The following is a 19,964-nucleotide window of genomic DNA, read 5'->3' on the forward strand; positions in this document are numbered from 1 at the left end:
ACCGCTCCATAGCGTAGGCTTAAACAACCATGGCCAATATTGATTTTTCCGCTGAAATCCGGGCGCTGCGCGCCACCTACGAGTCCATTGAACGCGTCAGCGACGTGGAGACACTCAAGGAGGACATCGCCGAACTCAGCGAGCGGGCAGGGGAGCCGGACCTTTGGGACGACCCCGCGGCCGCGCAGAAAATCACCTCCCGGCTTTCCCACCGCCAGTCCGAACTGGAGCGACTCACCAGCCTGGCATCCCGGATCGACGACCTTGAAGTCCTCGTTGAGCTTGGGCAGGACGAGGACGACGCGGACTCGATGGGGGAGGCCGCGACAGAACTTGAGTCCATTAGGAAAGCCCTCAAGGACCTGGAAGTGGTCACCCTGCTGTCCGGCGAGTACGACGAACGCGAAGCCGTGGTCTCCATCCGCGCCGGCGCGGGAGGTGTGGACGCCGCAGACTTCGCCGAGATGCTGATGCGCATGTACCTCCGGTGGGCCGAGCGGCACGGCTACCCCACCACCGTCATGGACACGTCCTACGCGGAGGAGGCCGGGCTCAAGTCGGCCACCTTCGAGGTGAAGGCTCCCTACGCGTACGGCACGCTCAGCGTGGAAGCCGGAACCCACCGTCTCGTCAGGATCAGCCCGTTCGACAACCAGGGCCGCCGCCAGACGTCCTTTGCCGCCGTGGAAGTCATTCCGCTGATCGAGCAGACGGACTCCATCGACATCCCGGACAACGAAATCAGGGTGGACGTGTTCCGTTCGTCGGGCCCAGGCGGCCAGTCGGTCAACACCACGGACTCCGCCGTCCGCCTCACCCACATCCCGACCGGCACGGTGGTTTCCATGCAAAACGAGAAATCGCAGCTGCAGAACCGCGCCGCCGCCATGCGCGTGCTGCAGTCCCGGCTCCTGCTGCTGAAGAAGGAGCAGGAGGATGCGGAGAAGAAGGCGCTGGCCGGCGATGTTAAAGCTTCGTGGGGTGACCAGATGCGCTCCTACGTTCTGAACCCGTATCAAATGGTGAAGGACCTGCGCACCGAGCACGAAGTGGGCAACACGTCCGCAGTGTTCGACGGCGAGATTGACGACTTCATCGATGCGGGCATCCGCTGGCGTACTGACAACCGCAACGCCGAAAAGTAGGCCTGCCGGCCCCGCCGTCCTGCAGCTGATCCAGCGACACGCCCCCGAAAGCAGGTCGAAGCACGGGGGACCCTGCGTATAGTCGAGGGGCCGGGGCCCTACTTTCCCCAAACGAAAACCCGTGCACCGGCTGCAGAACTGGGCTGCATCACAAGAATCAGCCATGCCCTGCAGGGTACTTAGGGCCATGATCCGATTCGAAAATGTCACCAAGGTTTACGACCAGAAAGCCCGTCCGGCGCTGGACTCTGTCACCCTTGAGATTGACCGCGGCGAATTCGCCTTCCTTGTCGGTGCGTCCGGCTCCGGAAAATCCACCTTCCTCCGCCTGGTGCTGAAGGAAGACCGCGCCACCTCCGGCGCTGTTTACGTGGCGGGCCAAAACGTCGCGAAGATTTCCAGTTGGCGTGTTCCGCGCCTCCGCCGGGGCATCGGCGTCGTGTTCCAGGACTTCCGCCTCCTGCCCCAAAAGAATGTCTTCGCCAACGTGGCGTTCGCCATGCAGGTCATCGGCAAGAGCCGCAGCGTCATCCGCGACACCGTCCCGGAGGTCCTGAAGACCGTCGGCCTCGAAGGCAAGGAACACCGCATGCCGCACGAGCTGTCCGGCGGCGAGCAGCAGCGCGTGGCCATCGCGCGTGCCGTGGTCAACCGGCCCGGGATCCTCCTCGCGGACGAACCCACCGGAAACCTGGACCCCACCACGTCCATGGGAATCATGGGCGTCCTGGACAAGATCAACCAGAACGGAACCACCGTGGTGATGGCCACCCACGATGACGACATCGTCAACGAAATGCGCAAACGGGTGGTCGAACTCAGGAACGGCGTGGTGATCCGCGACGAAGCCAAGGCCCTGTACACCTCGATGATTCCCGTCGTCGGCCAGTCCAGGCGCCTTAAGGACGCCAGTGGCAGGGAAACGCCCGACGGCGGCCTGCCGGGCAATGGCGCTGAAGGCGAGGCCCAGCGGTGAGGCTCGCATTCATCCTTTCGGAAATCGGCAGCGGGCTGCGCCGCAACCTTTCCATGGTGGTCTCGGTCATCCTGGTGACGTTCGTGTCCCTCACCTTCGTGGGTGCGGCCGGAATGCTGCAAATGCAGATCAACCAGATGAAGGGCTACTGGTACGACAAGGTCCAGGTGGCGATCTTCCTTTGCAGTGAAGGTTCGACGGCGCCGGGTTGCGCTTCCGGGCCAGTCACCCCTGAGCAGCAACAGGGCTTGAACGCGCTCCTTGAGTCCCCGGCCGTGGCGCAGTACATCAACGACTTTCAGTTCGAGTCCAAGGATGAGGCCTACAAGCACTTCAAGGACCAGTTTTCGAACTCTCCGATCGTCGATTCCGTGACGCCGGACCAGCTGCCCGCATCGTTCCGGATCAACATGAAGGACCCGGAAAAGTACCAGATCATCAGCGAGACGTTTTCCTCCCAGCCAGGCGTGGAAACGGTGATCGACCAGCGCCAGCTCCTCGAACGCCTCTTCTCGGTGATGAACGGTGCGTCCCTTGTGGCGGTCGGCATCGCAGGGGTCATGATCGTCTGCGCCATCCTGCTGATCGCCACCACCATCAGGCTCTCCGCGTTCAGCCGGCGCCGCGAAACCGGAATCATGCGCCTGGTCGGTGCCTCAAAAACCGTGATCCAGCTGCCGTTCATCCTGGAAGGCGTCATAGCAGCCGTCATCGGCGCTGCCCTGGCCTCGGGCACCCTGTGGGCCGTAGCGCAATACTTCCTGGGCGACTATATGTCGCGGCAATACCCGGATACGGCCTTTATCTCATCCGGGCAGACCCTGATCATCGCCCCGGCGCTGATAATCCTTGGCGGATCCTTGGCAGGAATTTCGTCTCTCTTGACCTTACGTAGATATTTGCGCGTTTAGGCTGTGCACACCGCGACCTAGGAATGCCCATGAACCTCATTCACCAAACCTTGCCCCGCCCCCGGCACAGCCGAGGGCGGGCCGCTGCGCGCCGTTTGGGGATCGTCAGCGGCGTGCTCACCGTCATCCTTTCGGCCGGGATGGCCCTTGCCACACCCGTCGCTTTCGCCGACGACCTCGAAGACCGCCAAGCCGCGCTCGAGGCCGAAGCCGCACGCGTCCAGGCATCCCTCGAATTCGTCGATTCCCGGATCGCCAAGGCCGCCAGCGACCTGGTGATCTACCAGGGACAGTTGCCCGGTGCCCAGCAGGCACTCCTTGAGGCACAGGGGCGGGTAGCCGGGGCTGTCAAGGAGGTAGAGGCGCTGTCGGCCCGCGTGGACATGGCCCAGCAGAACAAGGCCAAGATCACCCAGCAGCTGGAGACGGACAAGCAAAAGATCGCGGACACCAAGAAACTGATTGGGCAGATCGCCACCCAGGCCTACAAATCCGGCGGCGTTCCTTCGAACCTGTCGCTCTTCTTCGGCTCCAACAGCGGCAGCAGCCTGACCGAAACCATGGACCTTGCGGACCAGGCCATGCGCAGCCAGAACGCAGCCATGGACAAGCTCAGCCAGCAGAACGCCACCAACGTCAACTCCGAAGCGCGCCTGCAAGCTGTCGAAGCTGAGATCAAGGACCTCAAGGCCAAGGCCGACGCCGCCCTGGAGCGGGAGAAGGCCGCCCGAGACGAGGCTGCGGCCAAGAAGGCCCAAGTCGACCAGCTCATTGCGGACACCACCCGCCTCGATGCCGAACTCCAGGCGGCAAAGCCCGGCATCCAGGCCCAGTTGGCCGGCGTCCAGGCCAACCAGAACCAGGTGGCCAACGAGATCGCCGAACGCGACCGCAGGGCCCGTGAAGCTTGGGAAGCCGAGCAGCGCAGGCAGGCGGCTGCTGCTGCCGCTGCGGCGGCCGCGGCCGCGGCCGCCGCAAACCGCCCGGCCCCGCCCGCGCAGCCGTACGTCCCGCCCGCCGCGGGATCGCCGTCGGCGTTTGGCCTCCGCCACCCCTTCGACGGCAGCATCCCCATCACCTCCGGTTTTGGCTACCGCACCACCCCGCCGGGAACCATCGACTTCTATGGCACCGGTGGATACATGCACACCGGAATCGACTTTGGCGCAGCCTGCGGCACGCCCGTGTATGCGGCAGCTGCCGGTGAGGTCTTCAGCTCAGGCTGGAATTCCGCCGATGGTGGCGGTTGGCGCGTCAAGATCGATCACGGCGTGGTGCAGGGCAATACTCTCACCACCATCTACTACCACAACTCCAGCATCGTGGTTTCGAATGGGCAGAGGGTCTCCCAGGGCCAGCTCATTGCCTACTCCGGCAGCACCGGCAACTCCACGGGTTGCCACGCCCACTTCGAAACCTGGCTCAATGGTGCCGCCGTCGACCCCATGGGATTGCTGTAGGGGCGAAGCGCTGCTGCCGTAGACTGGTATAGCTCCGCGCCGCAGGCCCGGAGGCACCCGACCTGAACCCGAGGAGTTTCCCCGTGCCTAAAGAAAGTGGCCGTAAGGTAGTGGCCACCAACCGCAAGGCCCGGCACGATTACCACGTGCTGGACACTTACGAGGCCGGCATCGCGCTGATGGGCACCGAAGTGAAGTCCCTGCGTGAGGGCCACGCCTCCATGGTGGACGGATTTTGCACGTTCTATAACGACGAACTGTGGATGGAAGCCATCCACATTCCCGAATACAACCAAGGCAGTTGGACCAACCACGCGGCACGCCGGCGCCGCAAGCTGCTGCTGCACCGGGAAGAACTCATCAAGATCTCCCACAAGGTCCGGGAGTCCGGCTACACCATTGTTCCCCTCCAGCTGTACTTCGTGGACGGCAAGGCCAAGGTGGAAATCGGTGTTGCCCGCGGCAAGCGCGAATACGACAAGCGGCAGACGCTGCGGGAACAGCAGGACAACCGTGAAGCCCAGCGTGAGATGCGCGAGCGCAACCGGCGCCGGTAGGAATTATTTCCACGGGTCATGCGTTAGTATGGATAGTCCGGCAGGCTTCCCAGCCGGTTTGGTAACAAAATACGGGGATGATCGGTTTCGACGGTGTTAGTCGCGACAGGTGAAGCGGGCCGAGGATGCAGAATTATCTCGTAAACGCTTTCTGCAAACCAATAAGTGCCGAATCTAAGCGCACTGACTTCGCTCTTGCTGCCTAAGCAGTAAGACAGTCCGTCAGCCCGGGGTTGCTATCGCCCCGGATCCTGGCGTCATTTAGATAGCCACTGCTGTTTGCTCCCGTCATCGGAGTAAACGGGACTTTTAGATGACTGGGCCCGGATCAGCCAGCTGTTTGCAGCATGGCTGGGGCCGAGAAAATCCGACGCAAACTGCGCCCGGAGAAGCCCTGACAACACGACATCGGACGGGGGTTCAATTCCCCCCATCTCCACCCACGGGTAAAACACCCCGGTCTTCGGACCGGGGTGTTTTTCTTTGCCTGTCAAGGCAAGGGGACCCGGGCCTAAATGCTCTACCGGGCTGGCCCCGCAAGCCGTTACCTTCGACTGCATGCACAACGATCCACCGCAAACGCCTACCGAAGTCCTGGACGCCGGAACGTGCTGGGACCTCCTGCGTGGAGTATCCGTCGGCCATTTGGCAGTGCTGGTGAACGGATACCCGGAGGTGTTCCCGGTCAACTACAAAGTGGACCACGAATCGCTGGTCTTCCGCACGGGGGAGGGAACGAAACTGCGCGCAGCAGGCGGGCCGCTCGCCGTCGCCCTGGAAGCCGACGGCCATGATGCCGCCAAAGCATGGAGCGTCCTGGTCAAAGGCAAGGCCGTCATCCTCGAGCCATCGGAGGAACTGATGAAGGGAGCAGGCCTTACCCTGTTTCCCTGGCAGGCCGGTGAAAAGGAGCACTTTGTCCGGATCGTTCCCAACTCCGTAACGGGCAGGCGTTTTTCCATCACGTCCCCGTTGACCTGGTGGAGCCACGTGGGGCACACAGCCGGCGCAAAGACATAGGGTTCCAGTGGCCGCGTCGTGACCCGGCGGCCGCGCCGGGCCCTAGGGCCCTGTCCGGAATGACCGCTTTGCTGGTACCACTGACCTATGATCGGGTCGCCCACCGCCGCTGCTGCCAAGCCACCGTTTGACGCCGTCATCTTCGACCTGGACGGGGTGGTCACCAATACAGCGCTGGTCCACCAGGCTGCCTGGAAAGATGCGTTCGACCGGATCCTGCGTGACCCAAGAGTCCCTGCCGGCGCCAACCGTGCCCCGCTCAGCAGGAATGACTACCTCACCTTCATCGACGGGATGCCGCGGGAGGAGGGGGTGGTACGGTTCCTGGCTGCCAGGGGAGTGCAGGTTGAGAAGGGAAACGAGACGGACGAAGCCGGCGCATGGACCGGGTTCGGCCTGGGTGCCTGGAAGAACGAACTGTTCCTGAGACACCTCCGGACCGACGGCGTCCAGAGTTACCCAGGCACCCTGGATTTGCTGCAGAGGCTAGCGGGCGCGGCAGTGCCCACTGCTGTGGTCACCTCAAGCCGGAACGCCGGGTTGGTCCTGGAAGCGGCGGGTATCCAGGATCTCTTCAAGGTGGTGCTGGACGGAACGACGGCGGCCCGGCTCGGCCTGCGCGGAAAACCGGCGCCGGACGTCTTTCTTGCGGCCGCATCGCGGCTTGGGGTCTCCCCGCCACATGCGGTGGTGATCGAGGACTCCGCGGCGGGGGTTGAGGCCGGCCGCCGGGGTGACTTCGGCCTCGTTGTCGGAATCGACCGGACCGGCAACCGCCGGCAGCTTGAGGCAGCCGGCGCCCATACCGTCCTCAACGACGTGGGGGAGCTGGATCTGGGCCAGGTCATCGGCAACGCCTGGCACCTCGTCTATGAAGGTTTCGACGCCGCACACGAGGGACACCGGGAAGCCCTGACCACTCTCGGCAATGGTTACATGGGCGTCCGCGGGGCGGCGCCCGAAGGCGGCAGCTTCAGCTACGCGGGCATGTACCTCGCCGGCGTCTACAACCGTGTCCGCGCGGAAGCCGGGGGCGAAACGCTGCTGGAAGAACACATGGTCAACGCCCCCAACTGCCTGCCGCTCGACCTGCGCCTGCCGGGCCAGCAGTGGTGGTCGGAGGGCGGAATGACCTCGGTCCGCGAGCACAGGGTCCTGGACCTCAGACGGGCGGTACTGGAGCGGCGGCTGCTGCTGGAGACAGCGGACCACCGCAGGCTGGAAGTAGTGCAAACCCGTTTCGCGTCCATGGCCGAGCCCCATCTGCTGGTCCTTGAGACGGTTATCACCGCGCTGGGCTGGAGCGGTCAGGTGGAGGTCCGCAGCGGTGTCAACGCCGGGGTCCGCAACGCCAACCTCCCCGAACACGCCGAGGGTTCGGACGTCCACATTGCTGACAGGACAGCCTCCCACCGCTCCATCCCTGAGCCGTCCGCGCTTGCTGCCTCCGTCGTCGAAGTGGAAACTACCCAGAGCCTCATCCGCATCGCCGCGGCCTATCGGACACAGGTATTCCCGGAAGCGGAGGGAGTTGAGGAGGGCAGGAAAGGGGCCTTCCATTTCCAGACTCTTCTGCTGTCCCTCAGTGCCGGCGCCGCGGTGCGGATCACCAAGACGGTGGCAGTGGTGACGTCCCGTGACCGTGCCATATCCTCTCCGGAAGCCGGTGCCCGTGCGGTCCTGGCGCGTATCCCCGGGGACTTCGATTCGCTGCTGACGGCGCACGAGGAAGCGTGGCGGCGCGAGCTGCGGCCGTTCATGGTGGAGATCGATGCCCCGGTCCAGGTGCGCCTTGTCCTGAACCTGCACATATTCCATCTGCTGCAGACACTGACACACCATACGACCGAACTGGATGCCGGTGTGACGGCGCGTGGACTCCACGGCGAGGGCTACCGGGGCCACGTCTTTTGGGATGAGCTGTTCGTCCTGCCGGTACTCGCCTCGAGGACGCCTGAGGTTGCGCGTGCCGTCATCGATTACAGGTGGCGGCGGCTTCCCGCCGCCCGGCATGCCGCGGCCCTGGAAGGTCTGGCAGGGGCGAAATTTCCGTGGCAAAGCGCCAGCGCCGGAACCGAGGAAACGCCCAAATGGTTGTACAACGACAGGTCCGGCAGGTGGGTCAAGGACCACTCGCACCTGCAGGTGCACTCCGGACTTGCTGTCGCGTTCAATGCCTGGCAGTACTTCCAAACCACTGGTAACAAGATCTGGCTCCTGCAAAAGGGGGCGGAACTGGTGATCGAGGTTGCCCGTTTCTTCCGCTCACTGGCGGACTACGACCAGCAGGAGGACCGGTACCACCTGCGCGGCGTCGTGGGACCGGACGAATACCACACCGGCTATCCCGGCAGCGACGGACCCGGCCTGGACGACAATGCCTACACCAATGTCATGGCGGCATGGGCCTGCTCCACGGCAAGGGGAATCATGGCCTTCCTGCACGGCAGCGAACGTGCCGTACTCATGGAACGCCTGGGTGTCACAGAGGAGGAAACCGCCGGGTGGGCGCACGTGGGATCGGCGATGTACGTCCCCTTTCACGAGGACGGCGTCATTAGCCAGTTCGAGGGCTACGGGTCGTTGAAGGAACTCGACTGGGACCACTACCGGGACAGGTACGGCGACATTGAGCGGCTGGACCTCATCCTCGAGGCCGAAGATGACAGTACCAACTGCTACAAACTGGCAAAGCAGGCCGACGTCCTGATGCTCCCGTACCTGTTGGGACACGACGGACTGGTCAGCATTCTTCGGCGGCTTCAGTATGCATTCACGGCGGAACACCTCAACAAGACGATCGAGTATTACCTGGCCAGGACGGCGCACGGCTCCACCCTGAGCAGGGTTGCCCACGCGTCCGTCCTTGCGGGCCTGGACGCGGACCGGGCGTGGGACAGTTTCCGGGAAGCGCTCGACGCCGATCTTGACGATACCCAGCACGGCACCACGCGCGCGGGCATCCATTTGGGCGCGATGGCCGGAACCATCGACGTGGTCCAGCGCAGCTTTGCGGGGCTCCGGTTCAGCGGTGACACGATCCTGTTTGCACCCAACCTCCCCACCGGGCTGCGCGCCGTTGCCTTTGAGGTCCTCTACCGGGGACACCGCCTCCGCATACATCTCAAGGACGGGGACATGAGCATCGCCTCTGCTCCCGGTGACGCCGGCCCCATCAAGGTGCAGGTGCATGGCAATGACGAGGTCCTTCCTCCCGGGCAAACCCTCCATTTTCCGTTGCCTGTCCGGGCTTCGGGGGTGGTGGTCCGGTGAAGCGGCTGGGGATCCTCACCAGTGGCGGTGACTGCCCGGGCGTGAACGCGGTCATCCGGGGAGCCGTGCTGGGCGGACACGTTTCGCATGGCTATGGATTCATCGGGTTCCGGGACGGTTGGCGGGGTGTGTTGGAGCAGGACATTTACCCTTTGCCCCGTACGAGTGTCCGTGGGATCGCCCGCCTGGGTGGAACCATCCTGGGCACGTCCCGGACCAACCCGCTGGTGGGCAATGGAATCGAGGGTGTCCGTGCCTGCGTCCGGCACAACGAACTGGACGGCCTGATTGCCATTGGGGGAGAGGGAACACTGGCAGCCGCCCGGGAACTCTGCTCCCAGGGCATCAACGTGGTGGGAGTGCCCAAGACCATCGACAATGACCTCGGCGCCACCGACTACACCTTCGGCTTTGATTCTGCGGTGCAGACCGCCACCGAAGCCATCGACCGGCTCCGGACCACCGGCGAGTCGCACCACCGGTGCATGGTGGCCGAGGTCATGGGCCGCAGTGCGGGCTGGATAGCACTGCATTCCGGGATGGCATCGGGCGCGCACGCCATCCTGATACCTGAACATCCGGTGTCCCTGGACCAAATTTGCTCGTGGGTGCTGTCAGCCCGTGACCGGGGCAGGGCTCCGCTCGTGGTGGTGGCCGAGGCCTTCGCCCCTGAAGGCCACGAAGCACCGTACGCGCCCCGTGGCCTGGATACTTTCGGACGCCCGCGGCTGGGAGGCATCGGACTGCTGCTTGAAGGAGAACTGCAGCTGCGGACCGGCATCGAAACGCGCGCCACCGTCCTGGGCCACATCCAGCGTGGCGGCGAACCCACGGCCTTCGACCGTGTCCTTGCCACCAGGCTGGGCCTGGCCGCCGTCGAATCGGCAGCCGCCGGCAGGTGGGGCACCATGGTTTCGCTGCGCGGCACGGACATTGTCAACGTCGACCTTGAAGAAGCGCTGGGGGAACTGAAGGTGGTCCCTGAAGCGCGGTACCAGGAGGCCGCCGTCCTGTTTGGATGAGAGGCTACTGTTCCGGCCGGACCCGCAGGACTGCCGAACCGGTAATCCTGTCGGCAGCCAGGTCCTCAAGTGCCTTGGCCGCAGCCTGGAACGGGTAGGCCGTGGTGGTGAGGGTAAGCGAAAGCCTGGCTGCGAGAGCCAGGAACTCACGCCCGTCAGCCCGGGTATTGGCTGTCACGCTCCGCACCTGCCGTTCAAAAAAGAGCTCCCTGGTGTAATTGAGGGCCGGGATGTCGCTTAGGTGGATTCCGGCGATGGCAAGCGTTCCGCCCCGGTCCAGGGCGCGCAGCGCAGCCGGGACAAGGTCTCCAACCGGTGCGAAAAGAATGGCGGAATCGAGCGGTACCGGCGGCTGGTCATAAGCGTCCCCCGCATAATCAGCTCCCAACTCCAGGGCGAGCGACCGCGCGCCGTCAGACCGGGTCATGACATACACGGAGGCGCCCTGTTTAAGCGCCAACTGGGCGGTGATGTGGGCAGAGCTGCCAAAGCCGTAAATGCCAAGGCGGCCACCCACGGGAAGGGCGGCGCGCTTCAGCGCGCGGTACCCGATGATGCCCGAACACAGCAGTGGTGCCGCCTGCTCATCCGGGAAGGCAGGAGGTACCGGGTAGGCAAAGTCCTCCGCAACCGTCAAGTACTCGGCATAGCCGCCATCCCTGTCCCAGCCGGTGAAGACGGGCGACTGGCACAGATTTTCATCACCCCGGCGGCAGTAGTCGCACCTGCCGCAAACCCCGCCAAGCCACGCCACACCCACCCTGTCGCCAGTCCTGAACCGGGAGCAGGCAACTCCTGCCTCAACAACCACGCCGATTGCTTCATGCCCGGGCACAGTCTGCGCACGGTGCGGTGCCAGGTCTCCTTCAGCGAGGTGGAGGTCGGTGCGGCAAACACCGCAGACAGTCACTTCCACCAGGAGTTCGTTGGCCGCAGGCGTGGGAGTGGCACGGAGTCCCTGAACCAGCGGGTGGGTGGATATGGGGCCCGGCCCGTTCACCCACCATGCGCGCACGGTGTCTCCTGCCCGTAATTCCTACTCGAAACCGGCGCGGGTTGCGTCGTCCAGCGAGGTTTGCCACAGCAGTGGTGCGTCCACCGTGAAGCGCCTCCCCGTTATTGACTCCGGCGTGATGCGGATGAAGTGCTCCTGCCCCACGCCCTGCCATGGAAACAGCGCCCGCTTGACGTCATCCAGGTCAGGGCCCGTGGGCGTCGCTTCAACAGCCGTGCCTTTGACCACGACGCTCCATGCGAGCCCGAATTGGGAGCTGACCGCATCTGCTTCGAGGGCCACGGTGGCTTCCGACTGGAGGGCCTGGTGCTTGGTACCGCCGCCGGTGCGGAAAACCAGCGTCCTGCCGTCCACCTTGTAATTGACGGGAAAGACATCCGGATGGCCATCGGCGATGACGGCCAGGCGCCCCACCCCGGTCTGGGCGAGGAGCGTCCAGCACTCGTCCGCGTCAAGGATTTCCGGCACAGGCACGTTCGTTTTCTCAGTCATAGGCCACAGCGTAGGCAACTCTCCCGCCTCCCGTAAGGGCATAAAGGCCCGGCCTCCAAGGAAGGACCAATGCCCAAGGAAGGACCAATGGCACTTGGGGTCCGGCCGGCCCAATGGGACGCTGTGGGGACGCCCGGGAAACGCTCATCTTCCGGTGAAAGGTGGCCCATGCTGACCCATCTGTTCCTCAACCGCCTGCTGTGGGCTGTTGCCGGACTGCTGGCGCTCGCCGCTGCGGCAACGGGGCTTTGGCGGCCCGGAATCTACAACAGGGTGGTTGCCGCTGACCTGATCCCCGGCGCCTACTCCCAGGACCTGCTCTCCGTCGCGGCCGGGCTCGCGTTGCTGTACCTGGCCTACGCGGTTGGCCCGCACAGGGCCAAATACCAGATCGTGGCACTGGGGCTCCTTGGCTACCTCTTCTACGCATACGGGATCTACGTCATTGAGCGGACGTACAACGGCCTGTACCTGCTCTACATGGCAGTCTTCGCAGTGTCATTCTGGGCCATGGTCACCGCCGGGGCCACCATGGACCGCGACGCGCCATCCGCCTCCCTTCCCCGTGCACTGAGGCTGGTGTCAGCGGCCGGTGCCATCCTTCAGCCGCTGATCTTCTACCCTCTGTGGATCGGGATGCTCCTGCCCCTGATGCGGAGCGGCGAGCAGATTGACTCCCTCTACTCGATCTTCATCCTGGACCTTTGCTTCATCATGCCCGGGTTCCTGATCCTGTCCTTCCTCACGTACCGGGGCCACCGTACGGGACTGCTGCTTCTCCCGGCCCTGTATGTCCTGGGTTTCACCCTCATTTTCTCCCTGGCGGTGGGTGAACTGGTTAAACCCCTGTTCGGTGCAGAACCAAGCCCGGCCGCCTTGCTGCCCGCCCTTGGGCTCTCGGGGCTTTTCCTGGTGCTCGGAAGCCTGCACATAGCCAAACTCCAGGCACTGGATCCGCCGGCAGCCAGTCCCGCCGGCCCGCAGCCCAACCATCAGCTGTCCGCGCAAGCCGGCGGCGAACGTCGGAGAATCCGTCCCACACAGTAAGGAGAGACACATGAAAGCCCTCGTCTACGGCGGACCGGGTGACAAGTCATGGACTGATGTCCCCGACCCCCGGATCCAGCAACCCGGCGACGTCATCGTCAAGGTCGATACCACCACGATCTGCGGCACCGACCTGCATATCCTCAAAGGTGACGTACCCGCCGTCGAAAAGGGCCGGATCCTGGGACATGAGGCGGTGGGAACCATCGTGGAAACCGGGCCTTCCGTGACCGGCCTGAAGGTGAATGACCGTGTCATCATCTCGTGCATCAAATCCTGCGGCCACTGTGCCAACTGCAAGACCGGACTCTATTCGCACTGCCTGGGAGGCGAAGGCCAGGAAGGCACCGGGTGGATCTTCGGACACCTGATCGACGGGACCCAGGCGGAGTATGTCCGCGTGCCGTACGCCGAAAACTCGCTGCACCTGCTGCCCTCGGGCGTCAGCGACGAACAGGCCGTCATGCTCTCCGATATCCTCCCCACCGGATTCGAAATAGGTGTCCAGTACGGCCGGGTGAAGCCCGGCGACACCGTGGCCGTTGTTGGTGCCGGGCCGGTGGGCCTGGCGGCGATCACCACGGCAGGACTGTACGGCGCAGCGACTGTGGTGGCCATCGACCTGGACGCCAACCGCCTGGCGAAGGCAAGGGAGTTCGGCGCCACGGACACTGTCCTTTCCGGCAGCAGTGACTGGAAGGAACAGGTCCTGGCCCTGACCGGCGGACAGGGCGTCGATGTGGCCATCGAAGCTGTTGGCGTGCCGGCAACATTTGGCATGTGCACCGACATAGTGCGGCCGGGTGGATCGGTGGCGAACGTTGGGGTGCACGGAAAACCGGTGGAGCTGCACCTGGAAAACCTGTGGATCCAAAACATCAACATCAGCATGGGGCTGGTGAATACCAACACGACGCCCATGCTGCTCAAGCTTGTGGCCCAGGGAAAGATCAGGGCGGAGAAGTTCGCCACGCACCATTTCAGTTTCGACCAGTTCCTTGACGCCTACGACACGTTTTCCCGGGCAGCCGAAACCAAGGCCCTCAAAGTGATCATCACGGCGTGAGACCGGAGGCCGCTACAGCCAGTCGGCGGAAAAATCGACCGGCGGCCACCAGCGGGTCCGCGGCGTGACAGCGAAACGGCGGCCGGTGATATCGGTGGGGGTAATGGCCACCAAGTGGTCCTTGATCCCCGGTTCCCAAGGTTCCCGGTCGGCGTCTTCCTCCGGAAGCTTCATGCTGGCTTCATCGAATGGCTGCGGCCTGCCCTTGGCGACAACGCTCCAGACCTGAGTGGCGTATGGGTTGAGGCCGTCCACCTCCAAGGCGGCAACCGAGCCGCTGAGCAGGGCACGGAGCTTGGTCCCCGGCGCCGTGCGGAACAGCAGGGTGTCACCGGCGACCGAAAAATTCACGGGAAAAATCTCGGGAACGTCACCGTTGATGACCGCCAGCCGCCCGATATAGGAGGACCGAAGGTACCGCCAGCACTCCTCAGCGTTCAGTATTTCCGTTTGAGACCCTGCAGGGGAGTCAGTCATGCTCCGATCCTAAAGCCTTGACAGCCGCACCGCACCGCAATGCCGGCGTTCACCCACGGCGTAGCTCCACCGGGAGTGGACCGTGCCCGGCCATTGTTGTCTCCCGTAAGGACCCGTAAAGGGCATGGATTGCCGGAAGCGGCACCAGACCGGAGGTGCGTCATGGAACAGGCGCGGGAACCCATATCCACCGGAGACGAGGACGTCCTGGACTCGTACTCGCAAACGGTCATGCGTGTCGCGGCAGCGGTTACGCCCCACGTGGCAGCCATCGAGATGACCGCGAATAGGGGCAACGGCAGGGTGAGGGTGGGCGCCGGCTCGGCCGTTCTCTTCACGGAGGACGGATACCTGCTCACCAACTCACACGTCGTGGCAGGCACCCGGCACGGTTTTGCGGTGTTTGGAGACGGGAGCCGGATGGAACTGGAACTGGTGGGAGCCGACCCCCTGTCCGATCTAGCAGTGGTTCACGGTTCGCGGCCCAAGGTGCCACCTGCTCAGTTCGGCGCGGCCGAGACCCTGCGCGTGGGCCAGCTTGTGATTGCCGTCGGAAACCCACTGGGCCTGGCGGGGTCAGTCACCGCGGGCGTGGTCAGCGGTTTGGGCCGGGCCATTCCAGTCTGGGCGGGCGGCAACAGGAGAGTGATCGAGGACGTTATCCAGACGGACGCAGCGCTGAACCCAGGCAACTCCGGTGGAGCGCTGGCGGACACGCACTCCAGGATCGTCGGCATCAACACCGCAGTGGCGGGCGCCGGGCTGGGGCTCGCCATACCAATCAATGCCACCACCCGCAGGATCATCTCCGCGCTCCTGTCAGACGGGAGGGTACGCCGTGCCTACCTGGGCCTTGTCAGCACGCCCATCCAGCTCAACCCCAGCGCTGTGATCCGCAGCGGGCTGCGCGAAGGGCTCCGCGTCGTGGAGGTCCTGCCCGGCTCGCCGGCGGACAAAGCGGGCCTTGCCGCGGGTGACATTATCGTCACCGCCGGAGGACGTCCCGTCAGCAACGCCGAAAGCCTGCAGCGGCTCCTGTTTTCCGATGCCATCGGCGAGCCGCTGGACGTGAAGGTACTCCGCGACGGCACCGAGTTGCACCTCACCGCCGTCCCGGAAGAAATGACAGGCAACGGCGCAGGATAATGCCCGACGCCGGACCGAAGGTCCCCGGGGCACGTCACCTGGGCGGGCCTAGGGACGGACCGGAGGCGCTTCCACGTCCGCGATGCCCACGAAACGGGTCCCCACGCCGTCGTACTCGCTGCGGACGCACCCGGGGCGGACGGCGGGAACATCGGAAGGCGCATGATGGCTGCATACCACGTAGGTGAAGTCCGGCCACCACTTCTTGGGCCGGGCCGCCTCCTCATAGCCACAGACGGCGCATTCCAGGTGCACCCACACCGGCCGCTTGCCCGTGCGGTTGGCGCGTGACTGCACCAGCCATGGCGGAGGATTGTCGAGGATGGCGCGGAGTTCGGCCTCCGTCATCCACTTCGGCAGGCCGTGGCGCTGCGCCATCTCAAGGGGAACATCAAGGGTTATTGCGGCGTCGCGTCTGCTGATCATCACCTTCCACCATACGGGAGGCCGCCAAATCGCCGGCCGGGCCCCCAACGGGAACAGCGTCGCTAGGAAGCCAGTGCACTGCCAGCGGCCGCGGCAGCAAAGCCAAGGCCCAGGTTGACCGCCAAGTTCAGGGCCGCGGCGCCGAACCGTGCTTCGCTGAGCAGGCGGATGGTGGCGGTGGTCCACGAACTGAAGGTGGTAAGTCCGCCGGCCAGTCCGGTGGCCAAACCCACCTGCCATTCCGCGCCCAGTCCCAGCCCGGCGGTCAGGCCGTGTGCCAGACCGATGATGAAGCAGCCGACGACGTTGACCAGCAGGGTGGCCCAGGGCCAGTGCAACGCCGCACGGCCATCGGTGCGGACGCTGCGGATGCTGCTGTGGTGTGCGAACCAGCTGTCGATCCCGAACCGCAGCAGCGCCCCGGCCACGCCAAACACTCCCACCAGGGCTGCCGTGATCATGCCGGGCCCCGGTTCCGGGCGATGAGCCTTCCGGTGCGCCAGCCCAGGCCGGCCGCCGAAAGACCGAGCAACAGCGACAAGCCCAGGTAAAGGAGCCATACGGGGTGCTCACCCGCGCGTGCCAACTGGTCGGAGGCGAAAATGACCGCGGAAAAGGTGGTGAAGGAACCCAGCAGGCCCGGCCCGATGCCGGCGCGCAGCCAGAAGGCCGTGTGCGGGCGTGCCATCCAGACGGTGGTCAAAGCCGCGAGGACGAAACTGCCGCTGATGTTGATGCCCAGCGTGGCCCACGGGACCGAACCGGGCGCGTCCGGAAACGCCAGGCCCAGCCCGTAGCGCAGCTCACTGCCGATCAGTCCGCCGGCGGCGACAGCCAGCCAGGCACGGGCGGTGGGCAACGCCACGTCAGAGCCCGTCCAGGGCGCAGCCGGCATGCGGCGCGTCGCTGGAGACCCAGAGCGCCGAGGCGATTTCCTCAGCGAAATCGTACTCACGGGCGCCGCCGGGACCACCGATCCGCACCACCAGGGCTCCGCCGAAAGGCCGCCGTCCCACCACCTCGACGTCCGCATCAAGGTCGATGGCCTGGGCCGCCAGGTAGCGCAGCAGTTCCGGGTTGTCGTCGCTGATCCGGGTGATCCTGCCGGTATGTCCCTGGTCCAGCTCGGCGAGGAGGCGCGCGCGCGGCATCAGCACCTGCCCGTCCGCCGTGGGGATTGGATCGCCGTGCGGGTCACGCTTCGGGTCCCCGAGCTTGGCGGCGACCCGTTCGATGAACGTGTCCGACACGGCGTGTTCGAGTTGTTCAGCCTCATCGTGGACTTCGTCCCAGCTGTATCCGAGCCGCTGGACAAGGTATGTCTCGATCAGCCGGTGGCGCCGGACCATGGACAGCGCCAGCCGCAGGCCGGCCTCGGTCAGCGTGACGGCGCTGTAGGGCTTGTGGTCCACCAGGCCCTGGTCCTTGAGTTTGCGGACCATTTCCGAAACCGAGGAATTTGCCACCCCCAGCCGCTGTGCGAGCTGGGAGGACGTGATGGGCTTGTCCTGCCATTCGGTAAAGGAATAAATGACCTTGACGTAATCCTCGATCGAGGAGGAGGGCGCGCTGGTCTTCACGAATCCAAGCCTACCGGCTCTGCAGGCGCCATACGGGATGCGCCGTCATGCCTTGACGGCCCGCCAAGCCAGGGTGAGGTAGGGAAGGTCGATTTCCTGGTCAGGGGTGTAGGCAAGGTGTTCGTGCAGGTACCAGTCCAGGTTGGCCAGGACCTTGGCCCGCGTTGACTCGCCGGCCCGGAGGTAGTAGCTGCGGGATTTAGTGAGTTCCATCAGGTCCGTGGTGTCCACTGTGTCCTGCCAGTGGGTGACATGCCCTTCGAGCCCCTGGAACTCCGGGCCGATGACGGGCTTGTGCCCCGGCCGGTAGACGTCGCCTGCGTGCATGATCCGGGAGAGCCGGTGCACCCAGGGTACTGAGGTGTCCAGCTGGTTCCACACCAGGCCGAGGGTTCCGTGCGGGCGCAGCACGCGGGCCAGTTCGGTGCTTGCCGCCAGGGCGTCGCACCAGTGCCACGCCTGGGCTACGGTGACGACGTCGAAGCTGGCGTCGGGCAGGCCTGTCGCCTCGGCAGTCCCCGGCATCGCCGTGGCAGCCGGGTAGTGTTCCGTGAGCTGGGCGAGCATGTCCGCCGAGGGGTCCACGGCCGTGACGTCCAGCCCCATGTCCAGCAGCAGCGCGGTGAACTTTCCGGTACCGGCACCCACGTCGAGGGCTTCATGGGCGTCGGCGGGCACCAGCCACCGGGCTGACTCCTCAGGGTAGCCGGGCCGGACGCGCTGGTAGTGCCTGCCGCCGTCCTGGAAGCTCCGGCCCAGTTCCCTGCGCCGCCCGTGATCAAGCTTGGGGCCACCCCGAACCACGCGTGGCCTCCTTCAGCTGACGTCCTGCGGTACCTTTCGAATTTACCGCATTCCCCTGACGCGCGGTCAGCCGGCTGAAACAGGAATGGCCTGTCTCCGGCGTCAGTCGTCGATGCAGGGCGCTGCGCCGGCTGTTCCAGGGGTGTTGGGCGCCCAGTGCGGGTAGGTGCGGGTGTCGTTGGCAGGGACCCAGCGGCCTGCGTCCACCACGTAGTCCCAGCCCAGCCCGTTGCTCCGGAGCGCCTGGATGCCGGCCAGCAGGCGCTCGGCATCTTCCAGGCGCGAACCGACGCCGAAGCTGGCGCGGAGGGAACCGGACGGCAGGCCCAGGCGCTTCAGCAGGGGATGGGCGCAGAAGCGCCCGTCACGCAGGCCCACGCCATGCTCTGCCGAAAGGTACGCCGCCACCAGTCCTGCGTCGTAACCCTCGACGGAGAAGTTGACCACCCCGATGGTGTCCGTTTCGGGGTTGGTGTCCTTGAAGATCTGGTGAACCGTGACGCCGTCGATCCGCTGGAGTCCCTCCACCAAAAAGGAGCGGATGGCGGACTCGTGGGCGTGCCAGCGTTCCTGGTCCAGGCCGGCAATGACCTGGGTGGCGCGGGCCAGCGTGGCGGCCCCCAGGACGTTCGGCGAGCCCCCCTCATGGCGGGCCGGGCCGGTGGCCCAGCTGACGCCGTCGAGCCTGGCTTCCTTGACGGCGCCGCCGCCGGCGAGGTGCGGGACGCCGGCGTCCAGCCAGTCCGGGCGCCCCACCAGGACGCCGGCGCCGAAGGGCGCATACAGCTTGTGGCCTGAGAAGGCGAGGTAGTCGACGTCATCCGCGCTGATGTCTATGCGGCGGTGCGGCGCGAGCTGGGCCGCATCCACCACGATCCGTGCGCCATGTTCGTGGGCCAGCGCGGCCAGCGCCCGGATGGGGAGGATTTCGCCGGTCACGTTGGAGGCCCCGGTGACCGCGACCAGGCTGACACCGCCCTGTCCAAGCTCGGCACGTACGGCCTCAAGGGTGCCGGTGATGGTGTCGGCGGCGACGATGCTGCGGTGCGGGACGCCCTGCCACGGCAGGAGATTGGCGTGGTGTTCGATGTCCAGGTACAGCACTTCGCCGTCGTGGCGGCCATCGGTCACGGGAAGGCAGCCGGCCAGCAGATTCAGCGAATCCGTCGTGTTGCGGGTGAAGATGACCGAATCATCCGGGCGGCCGCCCACGAAATCCCTGACGATGCTGCGCGCGTTCTCGTACACGGAGGTGCTGATCTGGGATGCGTACCCTGCCCCGCGGTGGACGCTGGCGTAGTAGGGGAGGATCTCATTCAGGTAAGCGGACACTACGGACAGTGCCGGGGCGGAGGCGCCGTAATCGAGGTTGGCGTACCGCACGTGGCCGCCCGAAATCAGGGGCGCCTGGATTTCGGCGCCGGTGACGGCAGCGAGCGGCCGGCCGGCTGCGGCGTGGCGTGCATGGGGGACGGCAGCTTCGGCAATGACGGGCTGGGGGGAGACGGTGGCAGTTGTCACAGAGACCTCACTTGGTACAGGACTCC

General features: G+C 65.1%; 20 protein-coding genes and 1 other RNA gene. 12 read left to right on the top strand and 9 right to left on the bottom strand.

Going from position 1 to position 19,964, the window contains the following annotated elements; genetic code table 11:
* Positions 1 to 29 precede the first annotated feature (29 nt).
* The 9 genes from prfB (at position 30) to ACV095_RS07390 (ending at position 10,364) form a co-directional block, all read left to right on the top strand.
* A complete protein-coding gene (gene prfB, locus ACV095_RS07350) occupies positions 30 to 1,145 on the top strand; it encodes a peptide chain release factor 2 (RefSeq protein ID WP_018768471.1) in 1,116 nt (371 codons plus the stop codon).
* A 187-nt stretch (positions 1,146 to 1,332) separates the two neighbouring features.
* Positions 1,333 to 2,121: a cell division ATP-binding protein FtsE gene (gene ftsE / locus ACV095_RS07355; RefSeq protein WP_018768470.1), complete on the top strand. Its 789-nt coding sequence runs from the start codon at positions 1,333 to 1,335 to the stop codon at positions 2,119 to 2,121.
* Entirely contained in the window at positions 2,118 to 3,032 is a 915-nt protein-coding gene (ftsX, locus tag ACV095_RS07360) for a permease-like cell division protein FtsX (protein WP_018768469.1), read from the top strand. The genes ftsE and ftsX overlap by 4 nt, the downstream gene beginning before the upstream one ends.
* Before the next feature lie 29 nt (positions 3,033 to 3,061).
* A complete protein-coding gene (locus ACV095_RS07365; protein ID WP_018768468.1) occupies positions 3,062 to 4,492 on the top strand; it encodes a M23 family metallopeptidase in 1,431 nt (476 codons plus the stop codon).
* An 83-nt stretch (positions 4,493 to 4,575) separates the two neighbouring features.
* Positions 4,576 to 5,049: an SsrA-binding protein SmpB gene (gene smpB, locus ACV095_RS07370; protein ID WP_009356865.1), complete on the top strand. Its 474-nt coding sequence runs from the start codon at positions 4,576 to 4,578 to the stop codon at positions 5,047 to 5,049.
* Positions 5,050 to 5,122: 73 nt separating this feature from the next.
* Positions 5,123 to 5,491, top strand: a transfer-messenger RNA (tmRNA) gene (gene ssrA, locus ACV095_RS07375).
* A 116-nt stretch (positions 5,492 to 5,607) separates the two neighbouring features.
* Complete coding sequence (locus tag ACV095_RS07380; RefSeq protein ID WP_144599907.1) at positions 5,608 to 6,069, top strand: pyridoxamine 5'-phosphate oxidase family protein; 462 nt, start codon at positions 5,608 to 5,610, stop codon at positions 6,067 to 6,069.
* Positions 6,070 to 6,156: 87 nt separating this feature from the next.
* Entirely contained in the window at positions 6,157 to 9,342 is a 3,186-nt protein-coding gene (locus ACV095_RS07385) for an HAD-IA family hydrolase (RefSeq protein WP_478223200.1), read from the top strand.
* Positions 9,339 to 10,364, top strand: a complete 1,026-nt coding sequence (locus ACV095_RS07390) for an ATP-dependent 6-phosphofructokinase (protein ID WP_018768464.1) — start codon at positions 9,339 to 9,341, stop codon at positions 10,362 to 10,364. The genes ACV095_RS07385 and ACV095_RS07390 overlap by 4 nt, the downstream gene beginning before the upstream one ends.
* A gap of 4 nt (positions 10,365 to 10,368) precedes the next feature.
* Here ACV095_RS07390 and ACV095_RS07395 read toward each other — a convergent pair whose 3' ends face one another.
* A complete protein-coding gene (locus ACV095_RS07395) occupies positions 10,369 to 11,379 on the bottom strand; it encodes a zinc-dependent alcohol dehydrogenase family protein (protein ID WP_478223201.1) in 1,011 nt (336 codons plus the stop codon).
* 21 nt (positions 11,380 to 11,400) lie between these two features.
* Positions 11,401 to 11,871, bottom strand: coding sequence for a pyridoxamine 5'-phosphate oxidase family protein (locus ACV095_RS07400; protein WP_018768462.1), 471 nt, complete (start codon positions 11,869 to 11,871; stop codon positions 11,401 to 11,403).
* 168 nt (positions 11,872 to 12,039) lie between these two features.
* Here ACV095_RS07400 and ACV095_RS07405 point away from each other — a divergent pair, with 168 nt between their 5' ends.
* Both ACV095_RS07405 and ACV095_RS07410 read left to right on the top strand, forming a co-directional pair.
* Positions 12,040 to 12,918: a hypothetical protein gene (locus ACV095_RS07405; RefSeq protein ID WP_478223202.1), complete on the top strand. Its 879-nt coding sequence runs from the start codon at positions 12,040 to 12,042 to the stop codon at positions 12,916 to 12,918.
* 10 nt (positions 12,919 to 12,928) lie between these two features.
* Entirely contained in the window at positions 12,929 to 13,984 is a 1,056-nt protein-coding gene (locus ACV095_RS07410) for a zinc-dependent alcohol dehydrogenase family protein (RefSeq protein ID WP_134163822.1), read from the top strand.
* Between the two features lie 12 nt (positions 13,985 to 13,996).
* Here the strand turns inward: ACV095_RS07410 and ACV095_RS07415 are convergent, their stop codons facing one another.
* The gene (locus ACV095_RS07415) at positions 13,997 to 14,461 is read right to left on the bottom strand and encodes a pyridoxamine 5'-phosphate oxidase family protein (protein ID WP_018768459.1); all 465 of its coding nucleotides are present in this window, start codon (positions 14,459 to 14,461) and stop codon (positions 13,997 to 13,999) included.
* Positions 14,462 to 14,623: 162 nt separating this feature from the next.
* On the opposite strand from ACV095_RS07415, the gene ACV095_RS07420 reads away from it, so the two are divergent.
* Complete coding sequence (locus ACV095_RS07420; RefSeq protein ID WP_056388045.1) at positions 14,624 to 15,607, top strand: S1C family serine protease; 984 nt, start codon at positions 14,624 to 14,626, stop codon at positions 15,605 to 15,607.
* 48 nt (positions 15,608 to 15,655) lie between these two features.
* On the opposite strand, the gene ACV095_RS07425 is transcribed toward ACV095_RS07420, so the two are convergent.
* From ACV095_RS07425 to ACV095_RS07450, 6 genes are all read right to left on the bottom strand, one after another.
* Positions 15,656 to 16,033 carry a hypothetical protein gene (locus ACV095_RS07425; protein WP_018768457.1) on the bottom strand — a complete coding sequence of 126 codons (378 nt, stop codon included), beginning with the start codon at positions 16,031 to 16,033 and terminating at the stop codon, positions 15,656 to 15,658.
* Between the two features lie 62 nt (positions 16,034 to 16,095).
* Complete coding sequence (locus ACV095_RS07430) at positions 16,096 to 16,494, bottom strand: fluoride efflux transporter FluC (RefSeq protein WP_478223203.1); 399 nt, start codon at positions 16,492 to 16,494, stop codon at positions 16,096 to 16,098.
* Entirely contained in the window at positions 16,491 to 16,928 is a 438-nt protein-coding gene (locus ACV095_RS07435; protein ID WP_134163824.1) for a fluoride efflux transporter FluC, read from the bottom strand. The genes ACV095_RS07430 and ACV095_RS07435 overlap by 4 nt, the downstream gene beginning before the upstream one ends.
* On the bottom strand, positions 16,900 to 17,613 hold the full coding sequence (locus ACV095_RS07440) for a metal-dependent transcriptional regulator (protein ID WP_478223204.1): 714 nt from the start codon (positions 17,611 to 17,613) through the stop codon (positions 16,900 to 16,902). The genes ACV095_RS07435 and ACV095_RS07440 overlap by 29 nt, the downstream gene beginning before the upstream one ends.
* A gap of 45 nt (positions 17,614 to 17,658) precedes the next feature.
* On the bottom strand, positions 17,659 to 18,417 hold the full coding sequence (locus ACV095_RS07445; RefSeq protein WP_018768453.1) for a class I SAM-dependent methyltransferase: 759 nt from the start codon (positions 18,415 to 18,417) through the stop codon (positions 17,659 to 17,661).
* Between the two features lie 102 nt (positions 18,418 to 18,519).
* Positions 18,520 to 19,938, bottom strand: coding sequence for an aminotransferase class V-fold PLP-dependent enzyme (locus ACV095_RS07450; RefSeq protein ID WP_478223205.1), 1,419 nt, complete (start codon positions 19,936 to 19,938; stop codon positions 18,520 to 18,522).
* Positions 19,939 to 19,964: the final 26 nt, after the last annotated feature.

The organism is Arthrobacter sp. JDC6 (assembly GCF_056484025.1).

Excerpts from the sequence above, each read along its gene's own strand:
- prfB (WP_018768471.1), top strand. The coding sequence starts at position 30 with ATGGCCAATATTGATTTTTCCGCTGAAATCCGGGCGCTGCGCGCCACC.
- ftsE (WP_018768470.1), top strand. The coding sequence starts at position 1,333 with ATGATCCGATTCGAAAATGTCACCAAGGTTTACGACCAGAAAGCCCGT.
- ACV095_RS07365 (WP_018768468.1), top strand. The coding sequence starts at position 3,062 with ATGAACCTCATTCACCAAACCTTGCCCCGCCCCCGGCACAGCCGAGGG.
- ACV095_RS07380 (WP_144599907.1), top strand. The coding sequence starts at position 5,608 with ATGCACAACGATCCACCGCAAACGCCTACCGAAGTCCTGGACGCCGGA.
- ACV095_RS07385 (WP_478223200.1), top strand. The coding sequence starts at position 6,157 with ATGATCGGGTCGCCCACCGCCGCTGCTGCCAAGCCACCGTTTGACGCC.
- ACV095_RS07400 (WP_018768462.1), bottom strand. The coding sequence starts at position 11,871 with ATGACTGAGAAAACGAACGTGCCTGTGCCGGAAATCCTTGACGCGGAC.
- ACV095_RS07405 (WP_478223202.1), top strand. The coding sequence starts at position 12,040 with ATGCTGACCCATCTGTTCCTCAACCGCCTGCTGTGGGCTGTTGCCGGA.
- ACV095_RS07410 (WP_134163822.1), top strand. The coding sequence starts at position 12,929 with ATGAAAGCCCTCGTCTACGGCGGACCGGGTGACAAGTCATGGACTGAT.
- ACV095_RS07415 (WP_018768459.1), bottom strand. The coding sequence starts at position 14,461 with ATGACTGACTCCCCTGCAGGGTCTCAAACGGAAATACTGAACGCTGAG.
- ACV095_RS07420 (WP_056388045.1), top strand. The coding sequence starts at position 14,624 with ATGGAACAGGCGCGGGAACCCATATCCACCGGAGACGAGGACGTCCTG.
- ACV095_RS07425 (WP_018768457.1), bottom strand. The coding sequence starts at position 16,033 with ATGATCAGCAGACGCGACGCCGCAATAACCCTTGATGTTCCCCTTGAG.
- ACV095_RS07430 (WP_478223203.1), bottom strand. The coding sequence starts at position 16,494 with ATGATCACGGCAGCCCTGGTGGGAGTGTTTGGCGTGGCCGGGGCGCTG.
- ACV095_RS07435 (WP_134163824.1), bottom strand. The coding sequence starts at position 16,928 with ATGCCGGCTGCGCCCTGGACGGGCTCTGACGTGGCGTTGCCCACCGCC.